Annotated in this window: 18 protein-coding genes; 11 read left to right on the top strand and 7 right to left on the bottom strand. The window is 67.6% G+C overall.

The genetic code is table 11. The features are described from left to right. From Q0R27_RS11510 to Q0R27_RS11535, 6 genes are all read left to right on the top strand, one after another. Nucleotides 1-1,171 (top strand): NADH-quinone oxidoreductase subunit M (locus Q0R27_RS11510; protein WP_293944886.1); only part of this gene is annotated, 1,171 nt, incomplete at its 5' end. Continuing rightward, nucleotides 1,171-2,631 (top strand): NADH-quinone oxidoreductase subunit NuoN, encoded by a 1,461-nt coding sequence (gene nuoN, locus Q0R27_RS11515; RefSeq protein WP_293944888.1) that lies wholly within the window; start codon nucleotides 1,171-1,173, stop codon nucleotides 2,629-2,631. The genes Q0R27_RS11510 and nuoN, both read left to right, overlap by 1 nt. Nucleotides 2,632-2,642: 11 nt before the next feature. Then, the gene (locus Q0R27_RS11520) at nucleotides 2,643-3,320 is read left to right on the top strand and encodes a biotin--[acetyl-CoA-carboxylase] ligase (RefSeq protein WP_293944936.1); all 678 of its coding nucleotides are present in this window, start codon (nucleotides 2,643-2,645) and stop codon (nucleotides 3,318-3,320) included. Between the two features lie 39 nt (nucleotides 3,321-3,359). Further along, complete coding sequence (locus Q0R27_RS11525) at nucleotides 3,360-4,139, top strand: type III pantothenate kinase (RefSeq protein WP_293944891.1); 780 nt, start codon at nucleotides 3,360-3,362, stop codon at nucleotides 4,137-4,139. Continuing rightward, complete coding sequence (locus tag Q0R27_RS11530) at nucleotides 4,136-5,779, top strand: ribonuclease J (RefSeq protein ID WP_293944894.1); 1,644 nt, start codon at nucleotides 4,136-4,138, stop codon at nucleotides 5,777-5,779. Before Q0R27_RS11525 ends, Q0R27_RS11530 begins: the two co-directional genes overlap by 4 nt. After that, on the top strand, nucleotides 5,776-6,057 hold the full coding sequence (locus tag Q0R27_RS11535; protein WP_293944895.1) for a DUF1467 family protein: 282 nt from the start codon (nucleotides 5,776-5,778) through the stop codon (nucleotides 6,055-6,057). Before Q0R27_RS11530 ends, Q0R27_RS11535 begins: the two co-directional genes overlap by 4 nt. A gap of 9 nt (nucleotides 6,058-6,066) precedes the next feature. Here the strand turns inward: Q0R27_RS11535 and Q0R27_RS11540 are convergent, their stop codons facing one another. Continuing rightward, complete coding sequence (locus tag Q0R27_RS11540; protein ID WP_293944897.1) at nucleotides 6,067-8,403, bottom strand: hypothetical protein; 2,337 nt, start codon at nucleotides 8,401-8,403, stop codon at nucleotides 6,067-6,069. A gap of 125 nt (nucleotides 8,404-8,528) precedes the next feature. On the opposite strand from Q0R27_RS11540, the gene Q0R27_RS11545 reads away from it, so the two are divergent. The 3 genes from Q0R27_RS11545 to Q0R27_RS11555 all read left to right on the top strand — a co-directional run bounded on the left by Q0R27_RS11545 (nucleotide 8,529) and on the right by Q0R27_RS11555 (nucleotide 12,207). Further along, complete coding sequence (locus tag Q0R27_RS11545) at nucleotides 8,529-9,734, top strand: hypothetical protein (protein WP_293944899.1); 1,206 nt, start codon at nucleotides 8,529-8,531, stop codon at nucleotides 9,732-9,734. Nucleotides 9,735-9,806: 72 nt separating this feature from the next. Further along, a complete protein-coding gene (locus Q0R27_RS11550) occupies nucleotides 9,807-10,838 on the top strand; it encodes a DUF2336 domain-containing protein (RefSeq protein ID WP_293944901.1) in 1,032 nt (343 codons plus the stop codon). After that, nucleotides 10,831-12,207 carry a sensor histidine kinase gene (locus tag Q0R27_RS11555; protein WP_293944902.1) on the top strand — a complete coding sequence of 459 codons (1,377 nt, stop codon included), beginning with the start codon at nucleotides 10,831-10,833 and terminating at the stop codon, nucleotides 12,205-12,207. Before Q0R27_RS11550 ends, Q0R27_RS11555 begins: the two co-directional genes overlap by 8 nt. On the opposite strand, the gene Q0R27_RS11560 is transcribed toward Q0R27_RS11555, so the two are convergent. Next, entirely contained in the window at nucleotides 12,204-13,487 is a 1,284-nt protein-coding gene (locus Q0R27_RS11560; protein ID WP_293944903.1) for a citrate synthase, read from the bottom strand. The two genes, Q0R27_RS11555 and Q0R27_RS11560, sit on opposite strands and share 4 nt — an antisense overlap. Further along, nucleotides 13,484-14,881, bottom strand: a complete 1,398-nt coding sequence (gltX, locus tag Q0R27_RS11565; RefSeq protein ID WP_293944904.1) for a glutamate--tRNA ligase — start codon at nucleotides 14,879-14,881, stop codon at nucleotides 13,484-13,486. The genes Q0R27_RS11560 and gltX overlap by 4 nt, the downstream gene beginning before the upstream one ends. A 28-nt stretch (nucleotides 14,882-14,909) precedes the next feature. Between gltX and Q0R27_RS11570 the strand changes: the two genes are divergently transcribed. Continuing rightward, entirely contained in the window at nucleotides 14,910-17,036 is a 2,127-nt protein-coding gene (locus Q0R27_RS11570; RefSeq protein ID WP_293944905.1) for a ComEC/Rec2 family competence protein, read from the top strand. Between the two features lie 66 nt (nucleotides 17,037-17,102). Continuing rightward, a complete protein-coding gene (locus Q0R27_RS11575; protein ID WP_293944906.1) occupies nucleotides 17,103-17,375 on the top strand; it encodes a DUF4242 domain-containing protein in 273 nt (90 codons plus the stop codon). 13 nt (nucleotides 17,376-17,388) lie between these two features. Here the strand turns inward: Q0R27_RS11575 and Q0R27_RS11580 are convergent, their stop codons facing one another. The 4 genes from Q0R27_RS11580 to Q0R27_RS11595 all read right to left on the bottom strand — a co-directional run bounded on the left by Q0R27_RS11580 (nucleotide 17,389) and on the right by Q0R27_RS11595 (nucleotide 21,048). Further along, a complete protein-coding gene (locus tag Q0R27_RS11580; RefSeq protein ID WP_293944908.1) occupies nucleotides 17,389-17,727 on the bottom strand; it encodes a VOC family protein in 339 nt (112 codons plus the stop codon). 22 nt (nucleotides 17,728-17,749) lie between these two features. Next, entirely contained in the window at nucleotides 17,750-18,409 is a 660-nt protein-coding gene (gene lexA, locus Q0R27_RS11585; RefSeq protein WP_293944911.1) for a transcriptional repressor LexA, read from the bottom strand. Between the two features lie 67 nt (nucleotides 18,410-18,476). Next, entirely contained in the window at nucleotides 18,477-19,040 is a 564-nt protein-coding gene (locus Q0R27_RS11590) for an aminodeoxychorismate/anthranilate synthase component II (protein ID WP_293944938.1), read from the bottom strand. A gap of 58 nt (nucleotides 19,041-19,098) precedes the next feature. Further along, on the bottom strand, nucleotides 19,099-21,048 hold the full coding sequence (locus Q0R27_RS11595; RefSeq protein ID WP_293944913.1) for a peptidylprolyl isomerase: 1,950 nt from the start codon (nucleotides 21,046-21,048) through the stop codon (nucleotides 19,099-19,101). Between the last annotated feature and the right edge of the window lie 98 nt (nucleotides 21,049-21,146).

Genomic DNA, 21,146 nt, shown 5'->3' on the forward strand with positions numbered 1-21,146 from the left:
GCTGATGATCGGCGTCTTCGCGGCGCAGGACCTGTTGTTATTCTACATCTTTTTCGAGGGCGGGCTGATCCCGATGTACCTCATCATCGGCATCTGGGGCGGTGCCGAGCGGATCAAGGCGAGCTATAAATTCTTCCTCTACACACTCGCCGGATCGGTGTTGATGCTGATCGCGATGCTGGTCATGATCGGCATGGCGGGGACGAGCTCGATCCCGGCGCTGATGGCCTACAACTTCCCGGGCGGCCTCCAGACCTGGCTATGGCTCGCCTTCTTCGCCAGCTTCGCGGTGAAGATGCCGATGTGGCCGGTTCACACCTGGCTGCCCGACGCCCACGTCCAGGCGCCGACCGCGGGATCGGTGATCCTCGCAGGCGTATTGTTGAAGATGGGCGGCTACGGCTTCATCCGCTTCTCTTTACCAATGTTTCCAGAGGCTTCTGCGCAGTTTCTGCCGCTGGTATTCATCCTCAGCGGGATTGCGGTGGTCTACACCAGTCTCGTCGCCCTCGTGCAGCGCGACATGAAAAAGCTCATCGCCTACTCGTCGGTCGCGCATATGGCGTTCGTCACCTTTGGCCTGTTCGCGTTCAACCGGCAGGGCATCGAGGGCGCGCTGATGGTCATGCTCAGCCACGGGCTCGTCTCGGGCGCGCTGTTCCTGTGCGTCGGGGTGATCTACGACCGGCTCCACACCCGCGAGATTGCGCGCTACGGCGGCCTTGCGAACAACATGCCGGGCTATGCCCTGCTGTTCATGCTGTTCACCATGGCCAGCGTCGGGCTGCCCGGCACGAGCGGGTTCGTCGGCGAATTCCTCAGTCTGACCGGCACCTATCGCGCCTCGTCGTGGGGCGCGGTGGTGGCGACGACCGGGATCATCCTCGGTGCGGCCTACATGCTCTACCTCTACTGGCGGATCTGCTTCGGCACCTCGGTCAACGCCGATGCCGCCGCCATGCCCGATCTCGAGCTGCGCGAATGGTGGCTGCTCGCTCCGATCGCGGCGGTGGTGCTGTGGATGGGGGTCTATCCCGAAAGCTTCATGGCGCCGATGCGCGCCGATGTCGGGCGACTGCTGGTTCGCCTCCAGCCCGTGACACCGGCGGGGGATTCGCAACTGACCTCGGGCAAGCCGGTCACGATCACGACCCACGGGGCGACTGAATAATGAACTTCGCCGCGCTCCTTCCCGAGCTTGTCCTCACCGCAGGCGCGATTGCGCTGATGATGGTCGCCGCCTTCGTGCCGCGCGCCGGACGGATCACCAGCGGGGTCGCGGTCGGACTGCTCGTCGCGGCGACGGTCATGCTGATCGGCGCGCCGCAGGAAAGCGGGCCGCTGTTCGGCGGGATGATCGCCGCCGACGGCTTCTCGGCGTTCGGCAAGCTGCTCGTCTTCCTTGCCGCCGCGGTCGCGATCATCGGCGCGCACGGCTGGTTCGGGCAGATGGTCGGCGATGATGGAGCCAATGATCATAGCAGTGAGCATGGCGCCGAATACCCCGTCCTGATCCTGTTCTCGGCGGTCGGCATGGCGGTGATGGTTTCGGCGACCAGCCTGATCACGCTCTACGTCGGGCTCGAGCTGCAGAGCCTCGCCGCCTATGTCCTCGCTTCCTATCGGCGCAGCGATGCGCGGTCGGCCGAGGCGGGGCTGAAGTATTTCGTGTTGGGGAGCCTGGCCTCGGGCATCCTGCTTTATGGCATCTCGTTGCTCTACGGCTTCACCGGGACGACCGATTTCAGTGGCATCGCGGCGGCCTTTACCCGCGAAGGCCCGCATTCGCTCGGCCTGCTGTTCGGGCTGGTGTTCCTGCTCGCCGGCCTCGCGTTCAAGATCAGCGCGGTGCCGTTCCACATGTGGACGCCCGATGTGTATGAAGGCGCGCCGACCCCGGTGACCGCCTTCTTCGCATCGGCGCCCAAGGTTGCTGCAGTGCTGCTCGCCACTCGCGTGTGCCTCGGCGCGCTCGGCCCGGCGATCGACGCCTGGCGCCAGATCGTGATCGTCGTCGCCTTGGGCTCGATCCTGCTCGGCGCGGTTGCCGCCTATGGCCAGACCAACATCAAGCGGCTGCTCGCTTATTCGTCGATCAACAACGTCGGCTTCGCGCTGATCGGCCTCGCCGCCGGTGGCCCGCAGGGCGCGAGCTCGATCCTGTTCTACATGACGGTCTATGTCGTCATGACGCTGGGCGCCTTCCTGTGCGTGCTACGACTGCGCGGGGAGGATGGCGAGCCGCTCGAAAGCCTCGACGCGCTGTCGGGCCTGTCGCAATCGCGCCCCGGCCTCGCCGCCGCACTCGCCTTCTTCATGTTCAGCCTCGCCGGCATTCCACCGTTCCTCGGTTTCTGGTCGAAGTTGGCGGTGTTTATCGCCGCGGTCCATTCGGGCCTCATCTGGCTTGCGGTCGCCGGCATCCTCGGCACCGTCATCGGTGCCTATTACTACCTCAAGATCGTCAAGATCCTCTATTTCGACGCGCCCGGCGCCCCGCTCGGCCGGGTCCGCGCGCCGCTCGAAGGCGCGCTCATCCTGCTTGCCGCGATCTTCGTCTCGCCACTCGGCTACCTGCTCATCGGCCCGATCACCCGTCTCACCGGCAACGCCGCGAGCAGCCTTTTCTGAGTAGAATCCGCATCGTCGAGCGCGCCGGGTCGAGCAATGCCGTGCTGCTGGGGGATATCGGCGCGGTCGAGGGCGACTGGCTGGTCGCCTTGGCGCAGGACAAGGGCAGGGGCCGCCAGGGCCGCGAATGGCAGTCGCTCGCGGGCAATTTCGCCGGCTCGACCCTTATCCAGCTGCGCCCCGACGACCCGCCCGCACCGGGGCTGTCGCTGGCGTGCGGCCTCGCGCTGATCGAAGCAGTCGACATCGCTGCCCCCGGCACCCAGCTAATGCTCAAATGGCCCAACGACCTGATGCTCGGCGGCGCCAAGCTCGCCGGCATCCTGCTGGAGCGATCCGGTGATCGCATCGTCGCCGGCTTCGGGGTTAACCTCGCCGTCGCTCCACAGATCGAAGGACGCGCTACGGCGAGCCTCGACGGCGCGCTGACGCCCAAAGCCTTCGCCCCCGTGCTGGCCGCGAGCATGGCGCGGATGCTCGGCCTGTGGCGATCGAGCGCGCCCCCCGCTTTCGGCCAGGCCTGGCAGGCGCGCGCGCATCCGCCTGGCACGCCGCTCGAAGTCCATGATGGCGCCGGGCAACGGCTGAGGGGGCGCTTCGACGGGCTCGACCCCGACGGCTCGCTCCGCCTCCGCCTCGACAGCGGCGCGGTCGAGATCGTTCGCGCCGGGGACGTCAGCCTCGACTGATGCTCGCCTTTGCGCCTGAACAAGTCTAGGCACCCGCCCATGCTGCTCGCTGTCGATGCCGGAAATACCAATCTCGTCTTTGCGATGGTCGACGAGACGCGGACGATCCGCGCCCGCTGGCGCATCGCCACCGACGCTCGTCGCACCGCCGACCAGTATGCCGTGTGGCTCCACCAACTGCTCGAACTCGAAGGATTTACCCGTGCCGACGTCGACGCGGTGATCGTCGCCACCGTCGTCCCGCGCGCGCTCCACAACCTCGAAGTCCTCAGCGAGAAATATTTCCACGTCACCCCGATGATCGCCGGCAGCGCCACCGCGCCCTACGGCATCACGCTGGACGTCGACGAGCCGGGCGGCGTCGGCGCCGACCGCGCACTAAACGCCATCGCCGCGCACGACCGCTACCCGGGCGACCTGATCCTGATCGACTTCGGCACCGCGACCACGTTTGACGTGGTCGACGGTGACGGCGCCTATAAGGGCGGCATCATCGCGCCAGGGATCAACCTCAGCCTCGACGCGCTGGTTGCCGCCGCCGCCAAGCTGCCGCGCATCGCGATCGAGGCGCCGGCCGACACCAGCGTCATCGGCCGCACCACCGAAGCGCAGATGCTGACCGGCATCTATTGGGGCTATATTGCGATGATCGAGGGCTTGGTGTCACGCCTCAAGGCCGAAATCGGCCGCCCGGTCACGGTCGTCGCCACCGGCGGCCTCGCCACTTTGTTCGACCAGCATACGTCCGCGTTCGACGCGATCGAGCCCGACCTCACCATCCAGGGCCTCGCCCTCCTCGCCCAGAAAGCGCGTCCATGACCCCCGCTAAAGAACTGCTCTTCCTCGCGTTGGGGGGCTCGGGCGAGATTGGCATGAACGTCAACCTCTATGGTTGCGACGGCAAATGGCTCATGCTCGACTTGGGGCTGACCTTCGCCGACAGCGACACGCCCGGCGTCGACCTGATCCTGCCCGAGCTCGAATTCATCGAGAAGCGCCGCAAGGATCTGGTTGGCATTGTCCTGACCCACGGCCACGAAGACCATATCGGCGCGCTGCCCTACATGGCCGCCGACCTCAACGTTCCGCTCTACGCGACCCCGTTTACCGCCGGGCTGATAGCCGGCAAGCTCGAGGAAGAGGGGCTGTCGGGCAAGGTCAAACTGCACATCATCGAGCGCGGCGGATCCGCCCAGCTCGGTCCCTTCGGTATCCGCTATGTCCCGATGGCCCACTCGATTCCCGAGGGCAATGGCGTGCTGATCACGACGCCCTACGGCAAGGTGTTTCACACCGGCGACTGGAAGATCGACGAGACCCCGGTGCTGGGCCAGCCCGCCTCAAGCGAGACGCTCACCCGCATCGGCGACGAAGGCATCCTCGCGCTGGTGTGCGATTCGACAAATGTCTTCCAGGACAACCCATCGGGCAGCGAATCGAGCGTCGCCAAGGGCCTCGCCGACGAAATCGCCAAAGCCGAGGGGCGCGTGCTGGTAACCACCTTCGCGTCCAACGCCGCGCGCCTCGCCACGATCGGCCGCGTCGCCGCCGAGGCCGGTCGCACCGTCTGCGTCGCCGGGCGCAGCCTCGACCGTATCCTCAAGGTGGCCCGCGCGACCGGCTATCTGCTCGATTTCCCCGAAACCGTGCGCTTCGACGAGGCAATGCGTCTCCCGCGGCAAGACGTCGTCATCATCGCCACCGGTGGGCAGGGCGAGCCGCGCGCTGCGCTCGGCCGCATCGCCGGCGGGCAGCATGAGCTGAAGATGGGCGAGGGCGACACCGTCATCTTTTCGTCAAAGCAAATCCCGGGCAATGAGCTCGCCATCGGCCGGATCATGAATCAGCTCAGCGAGCTCGGCGTTCTGACGGTTACCGAGCGCCAGGCCCATGTCCATGTCTCGGGCCACCCCGGCCGCCCCGAGCTGGCGCAGATGTACCGATGGATGCGCCCCGAAATCCTCGTGCCTGTTCATGGCGAGCCGCGCCATCTCGCCGAACAAGCGCGCTGGGGTCTCGCGAACGGCATCCCGCGGGCGATCAAGCAGGAGAATGGCGATGTCATTCGCCTCGCCCCCAACGGCCCGAAGAAGATCGGCACCGAGCGCGTCGGGCGGCTCGTGCTCGACGGCGATGTCATCCTGCCCGCCGACGGTACCACCATCAATACCCGACGCCGCCTGTCGCGCGACGGGCTGATCACCGTCGCGCTGCCGGTCGGGCAGGGGCGGCGCCTCGCCGGCGTCCCGCTGATCCGCTCGTTCGGCGTTCCGGTCGAAGCCGATCTCGACGATTTCCTCGCCGACGCAGCCGACGCCGCGACCAAGGCGTGGGAGCCCGGTAAGGATCCGGCGAAGACCCTGGAAGCGGTGCGTCTCGCGGTGCGCCGCTGCGCCACGCTGTGGACCGGCAAGAAGCCGACGATTGACGTCAGCCTGCTGGAGATCGGCGCTCGATGAGCATCCCCGCGTCGATCGCGATCTGGTTCCTGTTCTTCGTCGCGGTGGCGTTCGTGTCGCTGTCGTTCGGCGTCCGCACCGACGAGGAAGCCGGCACCGAGCGCATTGCGGGCCAGGCCGACAGCGCCCCCCACCGGTTCGATCTAAGGCGCCACCTTCTCCGCTCCGCGCTGATCGCGACGGGGCTGTTCGCCGTGTACGACCTCAACTGGATCTACGGCTGGGTCGGAATCGAGAGTTTCGATTTCTACCACCGCTTGTACGGCGACAAGGGGTAGGGGACGACGCTATCTCTGCTTGTCGACCGCCGTCGCCAGCGCCGCGTACAATTTCCCCACATCCGACGACATCAGCGTCACTGCCATCATCCCGCCATCGCGCTCGGCCAGCACCCGGCGGAGCATCGCCTCGAAATCCGCGACGTAGCGGTTGACCGACCCGGCGAACTCCGCATCCGCCTGATAATGCTGTGAGATCGCCCGCGTTTCACCGCCGCCGAGAAGCCGCGCGGCGCGCCGCGTGAACACGCCGCGATTGCCCTTCAGATACGCCGTCCAGTTCTTGTCATCGACCTCGTCGGCCAGGATCTTGCCGACGTCGATCGACGCCGAGTGCATCGAATCGATGAGCAGCGCGACGCGCTTGGCAAATTCGTCGCTGTCATGCTGCCGCTGGCTTTCGTGTGTCCGTTCGATATGCGCCTCCAGCGCCGACGCGCTCTGGCCGATGGTCAGCATCTGCCGCGTCAACCGCTCGGACGCCTCGCGCGCCGCCTCGACCGCGCGCACCGCGACCCGCTCGACGTCGCGCAACTGCTCGGCGACCGTCGCCTGTACCGCCGCCTCGAGCGCAGTCCGCGCCGCCGCCGACAGGTTCGCCGCACTTTCGGGGATGACTCCGGCGATCGCTTCGCGCGCGCGCTCCGCCGCATGGGCCGCGGCCTCGCGCACCTGGAGCATTGCCGCGACCAGCGCCGGGCCGGTCTCGTTGCTCAGCCGTTCGGCATCGCCCGCAGCGGTGCCAATCGCCTGGCCAAGCTCGGACAATCGCCTCTCGGCCCCGCCGATACCGGTGTCGACCGCGGCGAGCAGTTCGGCCAACCGGTCATGCTGCGCCTCGACTGCGCCAACCCCGCTTGCCAGCCGCTCACTCGCTTCGACCGCCGCGTCGCGAACCGCGTCGATCGCCGGCTTGGCCACTTCGACCTGCTCGGTCAGCCGCGATGCGCTATCCTCGGCGTCGCGGAGCGCGTCACTCAGCACGTCGCGGATATCGGCCGACAGCGCGTCGACGCCACGGCGCAGGCCATCGGTCCGGACCGCGAGTTGTTCGACCAGTTGGTCGTGCCCACCCGCCTGTTCGCCGAGCGAGGTCATTTCGCCGCGCAGGCGGCCGAGCGCGCCAAGCATCGCCGTCGCGCGCTGATCACCGCTCTGCGCCAGCTGTAGGAAACGCTCGTCAAGACCGGCCAGACCGACGTCAAGTTCGGCGACGAGCCGCTGCGAGGCACGCTCCTGTTCGGCGATGCGCGTGCTGAGACCGTCGAGGGCGCTACCGGCACTGGTCAGGCGGGCGCCGAGCGCTTCGGCCGAATCCTGGCCCGCGCGGCCAAGCCCGGCGGTCGACTGCGCGAGCAGCGCCGCCACCGCCGCCGCCTGCGCGTCGATCCCGCTGCGGATATTGTCGAGCGCGGTCGCCGCATGGCCAAGCAGCCCGTCGATTTCGGTGCGGTGAGCCGCCGAGACTTCATCGAGCTGGACATGCGCCGCGGCACTGGCGCTCTCGATATGGGTCAGGTGGGTAACCAGCCGGCCCGCCGCTTCGCCGACGACCGTGTCGGCTTCACGCGTGCGCTCGGTGAGTGAGCCGACGCGATCTTCGAACAGCGCCGCCTGGCGGCTCGCCTCGCCGCCGGTCTCGCGCAGCCGCTCGGCCATCGACACCGCCCGCGCCTCGGCGATCGGCAGGTCGGCCAACAGCACGCCGATATCGGTTCGCGCCGCTTCCGCCGCCCGGTCGAGCGCGGCGCCATGCGCCGACAGTCGCTCCGACCCGGCATCGAGCTCGCGCGTCACTGAGCCCAGCCGCTGCGCCGTTTCCTCGCCCAGCCCCATCAACTGGCCCGACATTGCGTGGAGCGCCTGGTGGCTCTCGCCAATACGCGTCGCCAATACCGCCAGCAGCGCCTCGAGCGATTGTGCCTCGGCGCGCATCGTGATTACCGAGCGGGTGAATTTCTCGGCTTCCTTGCGCCGCGTCCGACCGAACATCAGCCAGATTAGGCCCATCAGCGCGAGCGGGCCGGTGACCACCGCAATCCATTGCGCCAGTGCCGGCGAGCTTAGCGGTACGCCGCCGAGCGCGCGTCCCGCCGACCAGCCGGTGTAGCCGATCCACAGCGCCGCCAGCACCGCCAGCGCCCAGCCGAGTACCATCCGCCCGCCAGCCCCGTCATGCTCGGCGCGTGTCTCATGCCATTCGGCGGCGTCGAAGCCAGGTGCGGCCATTGGCTCGAAACCGGGCTCGGCGTCGGCGTCGGTCCGCGCTTGCCGCTCGATCACCGGGCCGAAGCCCTCCTCGATCGGAGCTTCGGAAGGGGCGGAGCGGATCGGGTTCGGTTCCATGACGTCATGTTATCATCTTTCCGCGCAATCGAAAGCGCCATTCGCAGGCCGCGGACGGGGGGTGATCGCGGCGCGACAAACAGCGCTGGAAAAGCTTCCGACGCCTGCCTAAGGCTGGCTGGTTGGTGACGGGGAAGAATATGGCGCTGGGTGCGCTGATCGGAGCCTATCAGGAAGATGATCGCGGCGGCCTGCGCGCGCTGCTTCCGCTCGCCGGCCGGACCCTCGTCGAATATCAGGCGCGCTGTGCCGCCGCGGCCGGCGCGGCGCCGATCGTCGTCCTGGTCGAGCGGGTACCGGTCGCTTTGCAGGAAGCCTTCGAGCGCCTCCGCCAGGAAGGGGTCACCGTCGTACCCGTCAGCGATGGCAATGAGGCCGCCTCGCGGTTCGAGGCGGGCACGCTCATCCTCGAGATCGCCGACGGGATCGCGCCCGACATCGCCGACATCAATCGCCTCGCCGAGCTTGGCGAGGTGGCCATCGCCACGCTGCCCGACGACGAGGCGCACGCCGCCTATGAGCGGATCGACGGCGCCAGCCGTTGGGCCGGGATCGCACTTATCGACGCGTCGACGCTCGGCTCGACTGCGGCCATGCTTGGCGACTGGGATCTTCAGTCGACACTTTTGCGCCGCGCGGTCCAGTCGGGCGCCCGCCTCGTCCGCCTCGACGGGCCCGGTGGCGGGCCGCTGCTCGCCGACAGCGCCGACGCGCTCGGGGGGTTCGAGCGCCGCCTGTTGCTGGCATCACGCGGCGCCCGACGCGACATCGCCAGCCGCGCCTTGCTCCCGGTATTCGAAGAATTCGCCACCGAGCGCCTGATGGAGACGCGGCTCAAGCCCGATTGGCTTGTAGCCGTCGCACTGACCCTGACACTCGCCGCCGCGTTCGCCTTCACCCGCGGCTGGCTCTGGCCTGCACTTGGCCTGTTGTTGGTTTCCACCCCGCTCGATCTTGTTGCCGCGCGCCTTGCGACCTTGCGGCTCAAGCCACTGCCGCGCTCCCTGTGGACCAAGCGCGCGCTGTGGCCTGCCGCGGGGCTGGCGCTGGTTGCGCTTGGCTGGTGGGGTTTCCGTCATGGCGATGGCGGCTGGGGTGCGCTGCTCGGCGCGCTGACAGCCGGCGCTTTCGGCCACGCCTTGCGCACCGAGCTCGGCGGCGAGGATGTCCCGTTCCAGCCGTGGCTGTTCGCGCGCCGCAACGCGATTGTCGCCGCCGTCCCGTTCGCCGCGTTCGGCTGGTGGAACTTGCTGCTCGGAATACTCGCGCTTTATGCGGCGTCCTCATTCTTCCTGGTCCAGCACCTGCGTCATCGGATCGAACGCACCTGATCGCGCAACAATCCAGCTTCGAAACGCAATTGAGGCGGCGTTAACTTCAATCGGCTAACAGGGTCGGCGATGATGTCCGAGGAATGGCCGATAGCTGCCCCGGCAGCCGACCGTCCGGTCGAGCCCGCGCGCCCCGCGGGACGCGACCGGCTGGCCACCGTGCGCCGCGACTTCTTCCTCGACCCCGCCGCGCGCCTGTCCGAGCAGGAACGTGCGCTGATGACCGCGATGCTCGACGACCTCGTCGCGACCATCGCCGACGAGATCATCGCTAGCTTGCCGCACGGCCTCGACGCGATCGGCGGCGAGGGTCATGACACACTTGTCGCCGCGCTGTGGCGCCGCGGCCTGCTCGACCGCCCCGATCTCGTTGCCCTGCTGCTGCGCCGCGCCGACGAGCAGCGCCTGTCCGCGACCCTCAACCTGCGCCAGGCGCCGGGCCGCGCGCCGCTCGTCCAGCGCTGGGTCGCCGACAGCGACGGCGAACTCGCCGCCTGCGCGATGGCGCTGGTGATCGCGCGGGGCCGCCGCCGCGACCGTTACGGGCAGGGACGGCTAATGTTCGACGACCTTCCCGCCGAAGAGGCGGTGGCGCTGGTCCATGCCGTCGCCGCCGGCCTGCGCGCGCCGCTGCCCGATCATCCCGCGATCGACCGTGCGCTGGCACTGGGCGCCGAATCGCTGCTCAGCTGCCACGACGAGGGCGAACGGATCGACGCCATGCTGGCGGGTCTCGTGCGGATCCTTGAGCGCGTCGGGCGGCTCGACGATGCCCTTGTCGAGGACGCCGCGGCGGAAGGCGAAATCGCGATGCTCTCGGCGATTCTTGCGCGCCGCGCCGGAGTGCCCGAAGCGCTCGCCTGGGACCATCTCGTCGCCGGCGGAGAGGGGCGGTTGGTATTGCTCGCCCGTCTTGCCGGCCTTGCTCGTCCGACCGCGGCCCGGCTGGTCGCCGAGCTTGGCGCGCTGACCGGCGTGTCCGATCCCGTTGCCGACATGGCGCGGTTCGACCGGCTGGGGACGGAAGCGGTCGAGGATGCGCGTGGCGAGTGGCGCCTGCCCACCGCCTTCACCGCCGCCCGCGAGATGCTTCGCCGTGGCTAGCGCGCCCGACGATCCCGGCGTCGTAGCGGGCCGGCTGGACGGCGAAGGCCGGCTGGTCTCCGCCGACCCGCCGCTGGCGACGCTCCAGGCCGAAGCCGGCTCGGGGCTGGGCGCGCGCCTCGCTCTGCCGCAAATCGCCGCCGTCGCCCGGCTCGCGCGCCAGCTCGGCGTGCCCGTCGCCCGATCGGTCATCGCCGCCGGCGCGCGCGAGGATTATGACCTGTGGGTCCGCGCTACGCTCGACGGCGACGAGGTCGTGCTGGCGATCGAAGGTTGGCGCCCGCGTCCGCCCGCCGCGCCGCGGCTCGACCTGGTCCTCGCCGCCGACGATGATTCGACCGTGGCGCGCGATCCGGCGACCGGCGAATGGGCGACTGACGCCGAACTGAAATTGACCGCGCTGGCTCCTGACCTCGCCGAGCGGCTCGAGGTCGATCCGGCCGAGGCGATGGGCCAGCCGCTGACCCGCTATCTCAAGCTCGACGAGGATGACGACGGCACCCTTCCGCTGCTCGCGGGGCTTGCCGGGCGCGCCCCTTTCACGGGCCAGAAGGCCTCGGCGCGCAATGTTTCGACGATCATCCTCCTCCTGTCCGGTGAAGTGCTGCGCGATGAGGCGGGCAAGTTCGCCGGGTTCGCCGGACGCGCATTGCCACCGCACCCGGCGCTGTCGCTCGTCCCCGACCGCTCGAGTGCGCCCGCGACTGCCGGCGCATCCGTTGCGGGCGATGGCCTCAACGCCGAACTCGACCGTGCGCTGCGTACCCCGCTCGACCGGATCATCGCCGCCGCCGACAAGATCGTCGAACGTAGCGATGGCCCGCTGCGCAGCGACTATGCCGGTTATGCGGGCGACATCGCTGCTGCCGGTCGCCACCTGATGTCGGTAATCCGCTCGATGAGCGAAGGCGTGGCGGCTCCGCACCGCGTCGACCTGTCGGCCTGTGCCGACGAGGCGATCGCACTCGTTGCCGCTGCCGCCGAAGTACGCGGGGTGCCGCTCACGCTCGAGCCTGCCGCTTCGCCGCTGTTTGCCAAGGGCGACGCGCGCGGTGTCGTCCAGGTGATCGTCAACATTCTCGGCAACGCGATCCGCTATTCACCGCCGGGCAGCCCGGTGGCTATCAGCCTCGCCGTCGCTGCGGGCCGCGCGCGTGTGACGGTCGCCGACCGCGGACCGGGAATCGCGGCGGCCGACCAGCAACGCATCTTCCAGCGATTCGAGCGGGTCGACGACAGCGAAGCCGACGGCACCGGCCTCGGCCTCGCCATCTCGCTTCGGCTCGCCCGGCAAATGGGCGGCGAAATCAGCCTCGAAAGCGTCCCCGGCGAGGGGTCGCGTTTCACCTTGGAACTAGCGCTGGCCTAACGCGATCCTACCGGCACGTAATCGCGCTGGGTTGCGCCGACGTAAAGCTGGCGCGGGCGGCCGATCTTCTGTTCGGGATCCGAAATCATCTCGTTCCACTGGGCGACCCAGCCGACGGTCCGCGCCAGCGCGAACAGCGCGGTAAACATCTCGGTCGGGAAGCCGATCGCGTTCAGGATCACGCCCGAATAGAAGTCGACGTTGGGGTACAGTTTCTTGTCGATGAAATAGGGGTCGTTCAACGCGATATGCTCGAGCTCCTTGGCGACATCGAGCACCGGGTCGCTGATGTTGAGTTCCCTCAGTACCTCGTCGGCTGTCGTCTTCATGACCTTCGCCCGCGGGTCGAAATTCTTGTAGACGCGGTGGCCGAAGCCCATCAACCGGAACGGATCGTTCTTGTCCTTGGCCCGCGCGATGTACTCCGGGATGCGCTTCACATCGCCGATCTCACGCAGCATGTTGAGCGCGGCCTCGTTCGCCCCGCCATGCGCCGGGCCCCACAGGCAGGCGATCCCCGCCGCCATGCAAGCGAACGGATTGGCCCCAGATGATCCCGCCAGCCGCACGGTCGAGGTCGACGCATTCTGCTCGTGGTCGGCGTGGAGGATGAAGATCTTGTCCATCGCCGCTTCAATGATCGGGTTGACATCATATTTCTCGGCAGGGACGCCAAACGTCATGCGCAGGAAGTTGCCGGTGTAGCTCAGGTCGTTCTGCGGATAGAGGAACGGCTGCCCGACCGAATATTTGAACGCCATCGCGACCAAGGTCGGCATCTTGGCGATCAGCCGGTGCGATGCGATCATGCGCTGCTTGGCGTCGGTGATGTCGGTCGAATCATGATAGAAGGACGACAGCGCCCCAACGACCCCGCAGAGGATCGCCATCGGGTGAGCATCGCGGCGGAAGCCCCTGTAAAAAGTCGACAATTGCTCGTGCACCATGGTGTGGCGCGAAATCGTCCAGGTGAAATCGGCGAGTTCCTTCTCGCCCGGCAACTCACCGTGGAGCAGTAGGTAAGAGACTTCCATGAAGCTCGACCGTTCGGCCAGCTGGTCGATCGGATAGCCGCGGTGAAGCAGGATTCCCGCATCGCCATCGATATAGGTGATCGCGCTCTGGCATGACGCCGTCGAAGTGAAGCCGGGATCATAGGTGAACATCCCCGTTTCCGCATAGAATTTGCGGATGTCGACGACGTCCGGCCCGACCGTCCCGGGCAGCGTGGGGTATTTCTTCTCGGTGCTGCCGGTCTTGATGGTGGTCGGCTCGGTCATTCGGTCGGCTCCAACTGGTCGTCGATGCGGGCAATGCTTTCGCCCTGCCCGAGGTGAAATAGGACGTCAAAGATTCCGGGGGACGTGGTCCGCCCGGTCAGCGCCGCGCGAAGCGGCTGGGCGAGCTTGCCGAGCTTGAGCCCGGCCGTGTCGGCAATCTCCCGAACCGCCCTTTCGATCGCTTCGAGGGTCCACTCCGGCAGTGCGGCAAAAGCTTCCTTGGCGCGTCCGAGATAATTCAGTGCATCGGGCGTCAGTAGCGCCGCCGCAGCGGGCTCCATCGCCAGAGGACGCGCTTCGAACAGGAAGCGAGCTCCCTCCGCCAACTCGTTGAGATCATGGGCCCGCGCCTTGATCTGGGGCATTGCGCGCACCAGCAGCGCCTGCTGCGCCCCGTCGATCCCCAGCTTGGGCGCGACCAGAGCCGCGAGCCGCGCGTCATCGGCCTCGCGCACATAATGGCCGTTGAGATTCTCCAACTTCTTGTAGTCCATCCGCGACGGACTCTTGCCGACATGGTCGAGATCGAACCATTCGACTGCTTGCGCCAGGCTGATGATCTCGTGATCGCCATGACCCCAGCCGAGCCGCAGCAAATAATTGGCCAAGGCTTCGGGCAGGATGCCCAGCTCGTCGCGATAGGCATCGACACCGAGCGCACCGTGCCTTTTCGACAGCTTGGCCCCGTCAGGCCCGTGGATCAGCGGGATGTGGGCGTACGACGGTTCTTCCCATCCCATCGCACGAACGATTGTCAACTGCCTGAAGGCATTGTTCAAATGGTCGTCACCACGGATCACGTGCGTGACCCCCATGTCATCATCGTCAACCACGACCGCCAGCATGTAGGTCGGAGACCCGTCCGACCGCAGCAGCACCATGTCGTCGAGCTCGGGGTTGGCCACCGTCACTTGCCCCTGGACGAGGTCCTCGATCACCGTCTCGCCGTCGCGTGGCGCCTTGATCCGGACGACGAACGGGCGGCCATCGTCGGGCGCATCGCGCTCGCGCCACTCGCTCGTAAGCCGGAACGGCCTTCGCTCGGCCTGCGCCGAGGCGCGCCGCCCGGCCAGCTCCTCGGTGGTCAGGTAACAGCGATAGGCCTCGCCCTTCGCGAGCAATTGCTCGGCGACCTCGGCATGGCGCCCGGCCCGGTCATACTGGAACACCGGCGGCTCGTCCCCGCCGATCGAAAGCCAGTCGAGCCCGTCGATGATCGCGTCGATCGCCGGCTGGGTCGACCGCGCCCGGTCGGTATCTTCGATCCGAAGCAGGTATTTGCCACCATGGTGCCGCGCGAAAAGCCAGTTGAACAGCGCCGTCCGCGCGCCGCCGATGTGGAGGAAGCCGGTCGGGGAGGGGGCGAACCGTGTAACTACTGGCCTTGCGCTCACGCGGCCTTTCCTTTGTTCTGATTGCGTAATGGAGTGGGCGAGCGCCCCTAGCATAGCCGGTTCGCCGCTGCCACTGGCGGCGCGTCAGATCAATGCGTTCCTCGCCGCCGCTCATCAAAAGATCGAGCTGTTTCTCGACGCGCAACAGGACCAGCTACCCCTGTGGGGCGCAGCGGGGTTGGGCGGCGGCGTCGCGCTGTGGTTCTGCTTGCAAGGGCCGGTGCAGTGGCAAGCGCTCCTATGCCTGGCCGCCAGTGCGATGCTGGCCGGTTTCCTGCTGGTCCCGGGTCGAAGCGGAACGGCGCTTGGCTGGCTCGGGCTGACGGTTGCCGCGGGGATGGGGTTGGCGTGGGGCAAGGCCGAGTGGGTAACTGCACCACGGCTAGAGCGCCCTGTTATCGCGCAATTCAGCGCCACGCTGCTGCTGGCTGAGCCGCGCGCGGCCGACGGCAAGCTTCGCCTCACGCTCGCGCCGCATGACCCTAAGCTGCCGCCGCAAGTACGCGTCAATGTCGATCTGGATGCAGCGCCCCCCGGGCTCAATGACGGCGCCGAGCTTCGCCTCCGCGCGCGACTTGCCCCGCCGCCGCCGATGGCGCTTCCCGGCAGCCATGATTTCGCCCGCGATGCCTGGTTCAAGGGGCTGGGCGCGGTCGGCAAGGCGCTCGGTCCGATCACCGTCCTCCGCCCCGCCCCGCCGTCCGGCCTCGACGGACTGCGCGACCAGCTCGATCGCCACATCCAGCAGGCGTTGCCTGGTCCCGCAGGGACGATTGCCACCGCCTTCGTCAGTGGTAACCAGAACGCGATTTCGAAGGACGACGCCGATGCCATGCGCCGCTCGGGCCTCGCGCATCTGCTGTCGGTCAGCGGCCTGCACATCGCCGCCGTCGTCGCCGCGACGATGTTTCTGTCACTCCGCCTGCTGGCGCTTAGCGAGCGGCTTGCGCTGCGCTTCAACCTGGTGCTGGTCGCCGCGGCCTTCGCGGCTGCTGCCGGGATCGGCTACACTTTGCTCACTGGCGCGCAGGTGCCGACCGTGCGCAGCTGCGTCGCGGCGCTCCTCGTTCTCGCGGGCTTGGCGCTGGGACGCGAGGCGCTCAGCCTGCGGTTGGTCGCGGCGGGCGCGGTACTGGTCATGCTGATCGCGCCCGAGGCAGTGGTCGGGCCAAGCTTCCAGATGAGTTTCGCCTCGGTTGCGACGATCATCGCATTGCAATCTTCGGCACCTGTCCGAGCTTTGTTCGAACGACGCGAAGAAGGTCTGCTTCAGCGGATCGCGCGCAGCTTTGGGTCGCTCTTGCTCACCGGCCTGGTCGTCGAGTTCGCGCTAATGCCGTTCGCGCTGTATCATTTCCACCGCGCGGGCTTTTACGGCGTCATCGCCAACCTCGTCGCGATTCCGTTGACGACCTTCGTCTGCATGCCGCTCGAGGCCGCCGCGCTGGCGCTGGATGCGGTCGGGCTCGGCCATCCGCTGTGGGTCGCCGCCGGATGGTCGCTCGACCTGTTGCTGTGGGTCGCACACCGTGTCGCGGGGGTGCCGGGCGCGGTCGCGATGCTGCCGACGATGCCGACCGCAGCCTTTGCGGCGATGGTGCTGGGCGGGATGTGGTGTTGCCTGTGGCGGGGGAGGGTGCGCGCGTGGGGCGTTGTGCCGATCGCCGCCGGCGCGCTCGCTGCGGTACTGGTGCCCGTGCCCGACCTGCTAATCAGCGGTGACGGCCGCCACGTCGCGCTGGTCCGCGCCGGAAGGCCGCCTCTGATGCTGCGCGAGCGCGCCGGCGACTTCACGCGCCGGCTGTTCACGGAAAGCGCCGGCTTCGATGGCGACACCGGCTGGATCGAGGATGAGCCGGGCGCCCGCTGTACCCTTGACGCCTGCCGCTTCACGGTGGGACGAGACGGCCGCAGCTGGCATGTCCTCGCCTTCCGCTCGGCCTACCTCGCCCCGTGGACTGACACCGTCGCGGCGTGCGCCAATGCTGACATTGTCATCGCCGATCGCCGCTTGCCCCGCGGCTGCTCACCGCGCTGGCTCAAGCTCGACCGCCAGGCTCTGGCCCGGTCTGGCGGGCTGACGATCCGGCTGGGCAATCCGCCAGTGATCACGACGGTCGTCGATGGGGTAGGGCAGCATCCATGGGCGTCGTGACCGGTTGACATGGCGCGCTTGGGCTGGCCTTACTGTAAGGGGGTGCGAACCGCAGGAGAGGATATCATGCCGCAATTCGTCATCGAGCGTGAAATGCCGGGCGTAGGCCAACTCGGCCCGGACGCGCTGAAGGGCGCCAGCCAGGGCAGCTGCAGTGTGTTGCGCGAACTCGGGCCCGAGATTCAGTGGGTCCACAGCTATGTCACTGACGATAAGATCTACTGCATCTATCGCGCACCGAGCGAGGACCTCATCCGCCGGCACGCCGAAACCGCTGGCTTCCCCGCCAATTCGATCGCGCAGGTCCGCGCCACGATCGATCCGACCACTGCGGAATAGTTCGGGGGCAGCGCTAAGCGGTGCTCCACACCGCCAGCTCGCTGCCCGATGGGTCGATGAAGTGGAAGCGCCGCCCGCCGGGAAAGGCGAAGATCGGCTTGGCGATGACGCCGCCGGCCTTGCCGACCGCGTCGAACGCCGCGTCGAGATCGTCCACCCGGATCACCGGTAGCGGTGCCGACAGCGACTCCTCGCGCTGGCCGTTGAGGCCGACGTCGACGGTCTCGCCTTCGGTGGCTGCATAGTCAGGCCCAAACTCGGTGAAGTTCCAGGCGAACGCCTTGGTGTAAAAAGCGCGAGTCAGTTCATGCGCGCTGACGCTCGGCAACTCGACATAGTCGATTCGTGCCACGCTGCCTGGCCCGTCGCCCACCTCAATACCGCCGGATCAGGCCGGCCAGCTTGCCCTGGATGCGGATCTGGTCGGGGCGATAGCGCTGGGCCTCGTAGTGGCGGTTGGCGGGGTCGAGACGGATCATCTGACCCTCGCGGCGGAAGGTCTTGAGCGTCGCTTCGGCCTCATCGATCAGCGCGACGACGATCTCGCCCTCGCGCGCTGTGTCGACCCGACGGATCAGCGCGAAGTCACCATCGAGAATGCCTTCCTCGACCATCGAGTCGCCCGATACTTCGAGCGCAAAATGTTCGCCCGGGCCGAGCAACGCGGCGGGCACCGCGAACCCCTCGGTCCCCTGCAGCGCCTCGATCGGGGTGCCCGCAGCGATCCGCCCGTGGAGCGGGATCTCGATCGTGTCGTTGGCGGCGGTCCGCGGCGTGGCCTGCACCGACGCAGCCTTTGCCGCCACCGCGGGTTTAGCAATCTCGGGCATCCTGAGCACTTCAAGCGCCCGCGCCCGATTGGGGAGGCGGCGAATGAACTGCCGCTCCTCAAGCGCCGAAATCAGCCGATGCACGCCCGACTTCGACTTCAGATCGAGCGCTTCGCGCATCTCGTCAAAACTTGGCGACACCCCGCTTTCACCGAGCCGCTGGTGGATAAAGCTCAGCAACTCATGCTGCTTGGACGTAAGCATTGGCCGTCTCCGCCACGTTCCTCTGAAGGAACAGAGGCAGAACGTGTAGGAAACACTCGCGTGTCCGTCAAGTGCCGATTCGGACCATGTCTACAAATGCCCGGATGAGGTCGGTACCACGCTCGCTAGCGATGCTTTCCGGGTGGAATTGGAGGCCGTGGACGGGGGCGAATCGGTGGCGCAGCGCCATCACCGTCCCGTCGTCGCTCCACGCGTTGGCAACCAGTGGCGCGGGCATCTTGCCGATAGCCAACGAATGATAGCGCGTCGCGGCGAACGGGGAGGGGAGGCCAGCGAACAATCCGCTGCCATCGTGCCGCACCGGTAGCGCCTTACCGTGGACCGGGGTGACGCGCCCGACGGTTCCGCCGCAGGCGATGGCGATCGCCTGATGACCAAGGCACACACCGAGCAATGGGCGGCGCGCCTCGATGCAAGCGGCGGCAATCGCCACCGAAGCTCCGGCGTCCTCCGGCCGCCCGGGACCGGGCGAAATCATGATCCCGTCGAATTCCGGCGACAATGCGTGCTCGACGGTTATCGCGTCGCTGCGCACGAACCGCACCTTAGCGCCGACGACGCGCAGCGTATCGACCAGCATGAATGTGAAGCTGTCGACATTGTCGATCATCAGCAGTCGCGGGGTGGCGGCGACGAGGGGCAAGCCGGACGCGCTTACCGGACCGCCCCTATTGCGCCGCGCCGGTCGGCGAAACCAGCCGCTGACGCGTCGCCGCAATCGCTGCCTCGTTGCGCTTCACCCGGACTTCGGCCTGCACCGCGGCGAGGAATTGAAGGGCATATTCCTGCGACGCGCCCTGCTGGAACTGGCCCTGAACACGGCCGATCAGCGACGGCTGAGTCATCGCATTGCCAGGAACGATCTTGGTGGCTCGGATGATCGCGAAGGCGTTGGCCGACGGCAGCGGTACGAGACGGCTCTTGCCCTGTGACAGGCTGAATAGCATTTGCAGCGCCGGAACGACCGCGGGCGGCGACTGTTCGATCTGGATGCGCCGCGCACGGATCGGGCTGACCGGCGGGAGATTGACTCCGGCGGTGGCCAGCGCCTGCGCGAACGGCGCGCCGGCGGCGATCTTGGCGGCGATCGCGGTGGCCACGCTGCGAGTTTTGAGCAGTGTCTGCTTGGTCACCCAGTCGCTCGCGACGCGGGCGCGCACGGCGTCGAGCGGCGCGGGTGCGGCGGGCTGATCCCTGCCCAGCGCGACGAGTGCGAATCCAGCCTCGCCGGGAAGCGTCTCGACCACCGGCTTGTCGTCGGGGGTAAGCTCGAAGCCCGACTTCAGCGCCCCGGCAAGCTCGGCCGGCAGCTTGTATTGCGGATCGCCGAGCGCCTTTCCCTGCGCGGTCAGCAGCGGCGTCTCGCTGACGGCCAGCTTGTTCTTTGCGACGGCGTCGGCGAAGCCTTGACCCTCGTCGATCCCGTCCTGAATGCGGTTGACGAGGTCGCCGAGCGCGGTCTTGCGCTTGTTGACGGAAAGTTTAGCCGCGATCTCGGTCCGGGCGGTGGCAAGGCTCTTGCCCGGGTCGCCTTTGACGCTCTCGACGCGGATGACGTGCCAGCCGAGGTCGGACTGGATCGGCCCGACGATCGTCCCGGCGTTGACGGCGGGCGCGAAGACGGCGGCGGCGACCTTTTCGTTGGCGAGTTCGACGAACTGGGCGCGGGTCTGCGGGCCGACCGAAACGTCCGCGGCGCTGAGCCCGGCGGGCTGGGCGGCGGCGGCGAAGTCACCCGTCCTGGCACGCGTGGCGATCGCGGCGGCGACCTTTGCGTCAGGCACGACCGCCTGGCTGATGACGCGCGTTTCCTTGGCGCCATAGGTTGCCTGGTTGGCATTGTAATAAGCGGCGATCTCCTGGTCGCTCGGGACCGCGCCCGCGACGTCGGTCGGTCCGAACCGCGCGATCCGTAGGATGCGCTGTTCCGGCACCGTGTAGCGTGCCTTGTTGGCGGTATAGAAGGACGCGAGGTCGGCGTCGCTCGGCTTCAATCCGGCGGCGAAGGCCGAGATCGGCACGATCGCCATTTCGCCCTCGCGCTCTTCGAGCAGCATCGACGCATAAGGCGAGGCCATGCCGATCGACAGCCGCGCTTCGGCCGCCGCCGGGGTCAGGATCAGCCGCTGGATCAGTTGCTGGCTGATCAGGCGGCGGACTTCACCGTCGGTCATCCGCTGCTGGCCGAGGAATTGCTGATAGGCGAGGTCGGAGAATTTGCCGTCGAGCCCGCGCGTCCCCGGGATCTTGGCGATCTCCGCCCCGATCAGGCGCGGTGACAGGATGAAACCATTGTTCTTCGCGAACGCCCCGAGCGCACGGCCCTCGATCAGCGACTGGACCAACGGGAGATAATCAGTCGCGAGATCCTGGTAGGTCGCGGCGGGGTTCTGCTGTCGGATGCGGTTTAGCGCCTGCTCCATCGCTCGGCTGACATCCTGCTCGGTGACTTCCTCGTCGCCCGCCTTGGCCAGCGTGCTGCTGCCCAGCCCGAAGTTGGAGTTACGCGTCGAACTGATGTCACCGAGCGCGAAGCTGGCGAGGATCGCGACCAGGAACGCCACCAATATGCCGGTGCCGATCTTGGACTTGGACAGGCGGCGGAAACTGTCGAGCATGACCACTAGGCTTTCGTAACGCGGAAACCGGGTGCTTTAGCTTGATCCGATCTTGGCGCAAGCCGCCCCACTTGCTAGGCGCGGCCGGGCCACAGCGA

Source organism: Sphingomonas sp. (genome assembly GCF_025362505.1).
Lineage (GTDB): Bacteria > Pseudomonadota > Alphaproteobacteria > Sphingomonadales > Sphingomonadaceae > Sphingomicrobium.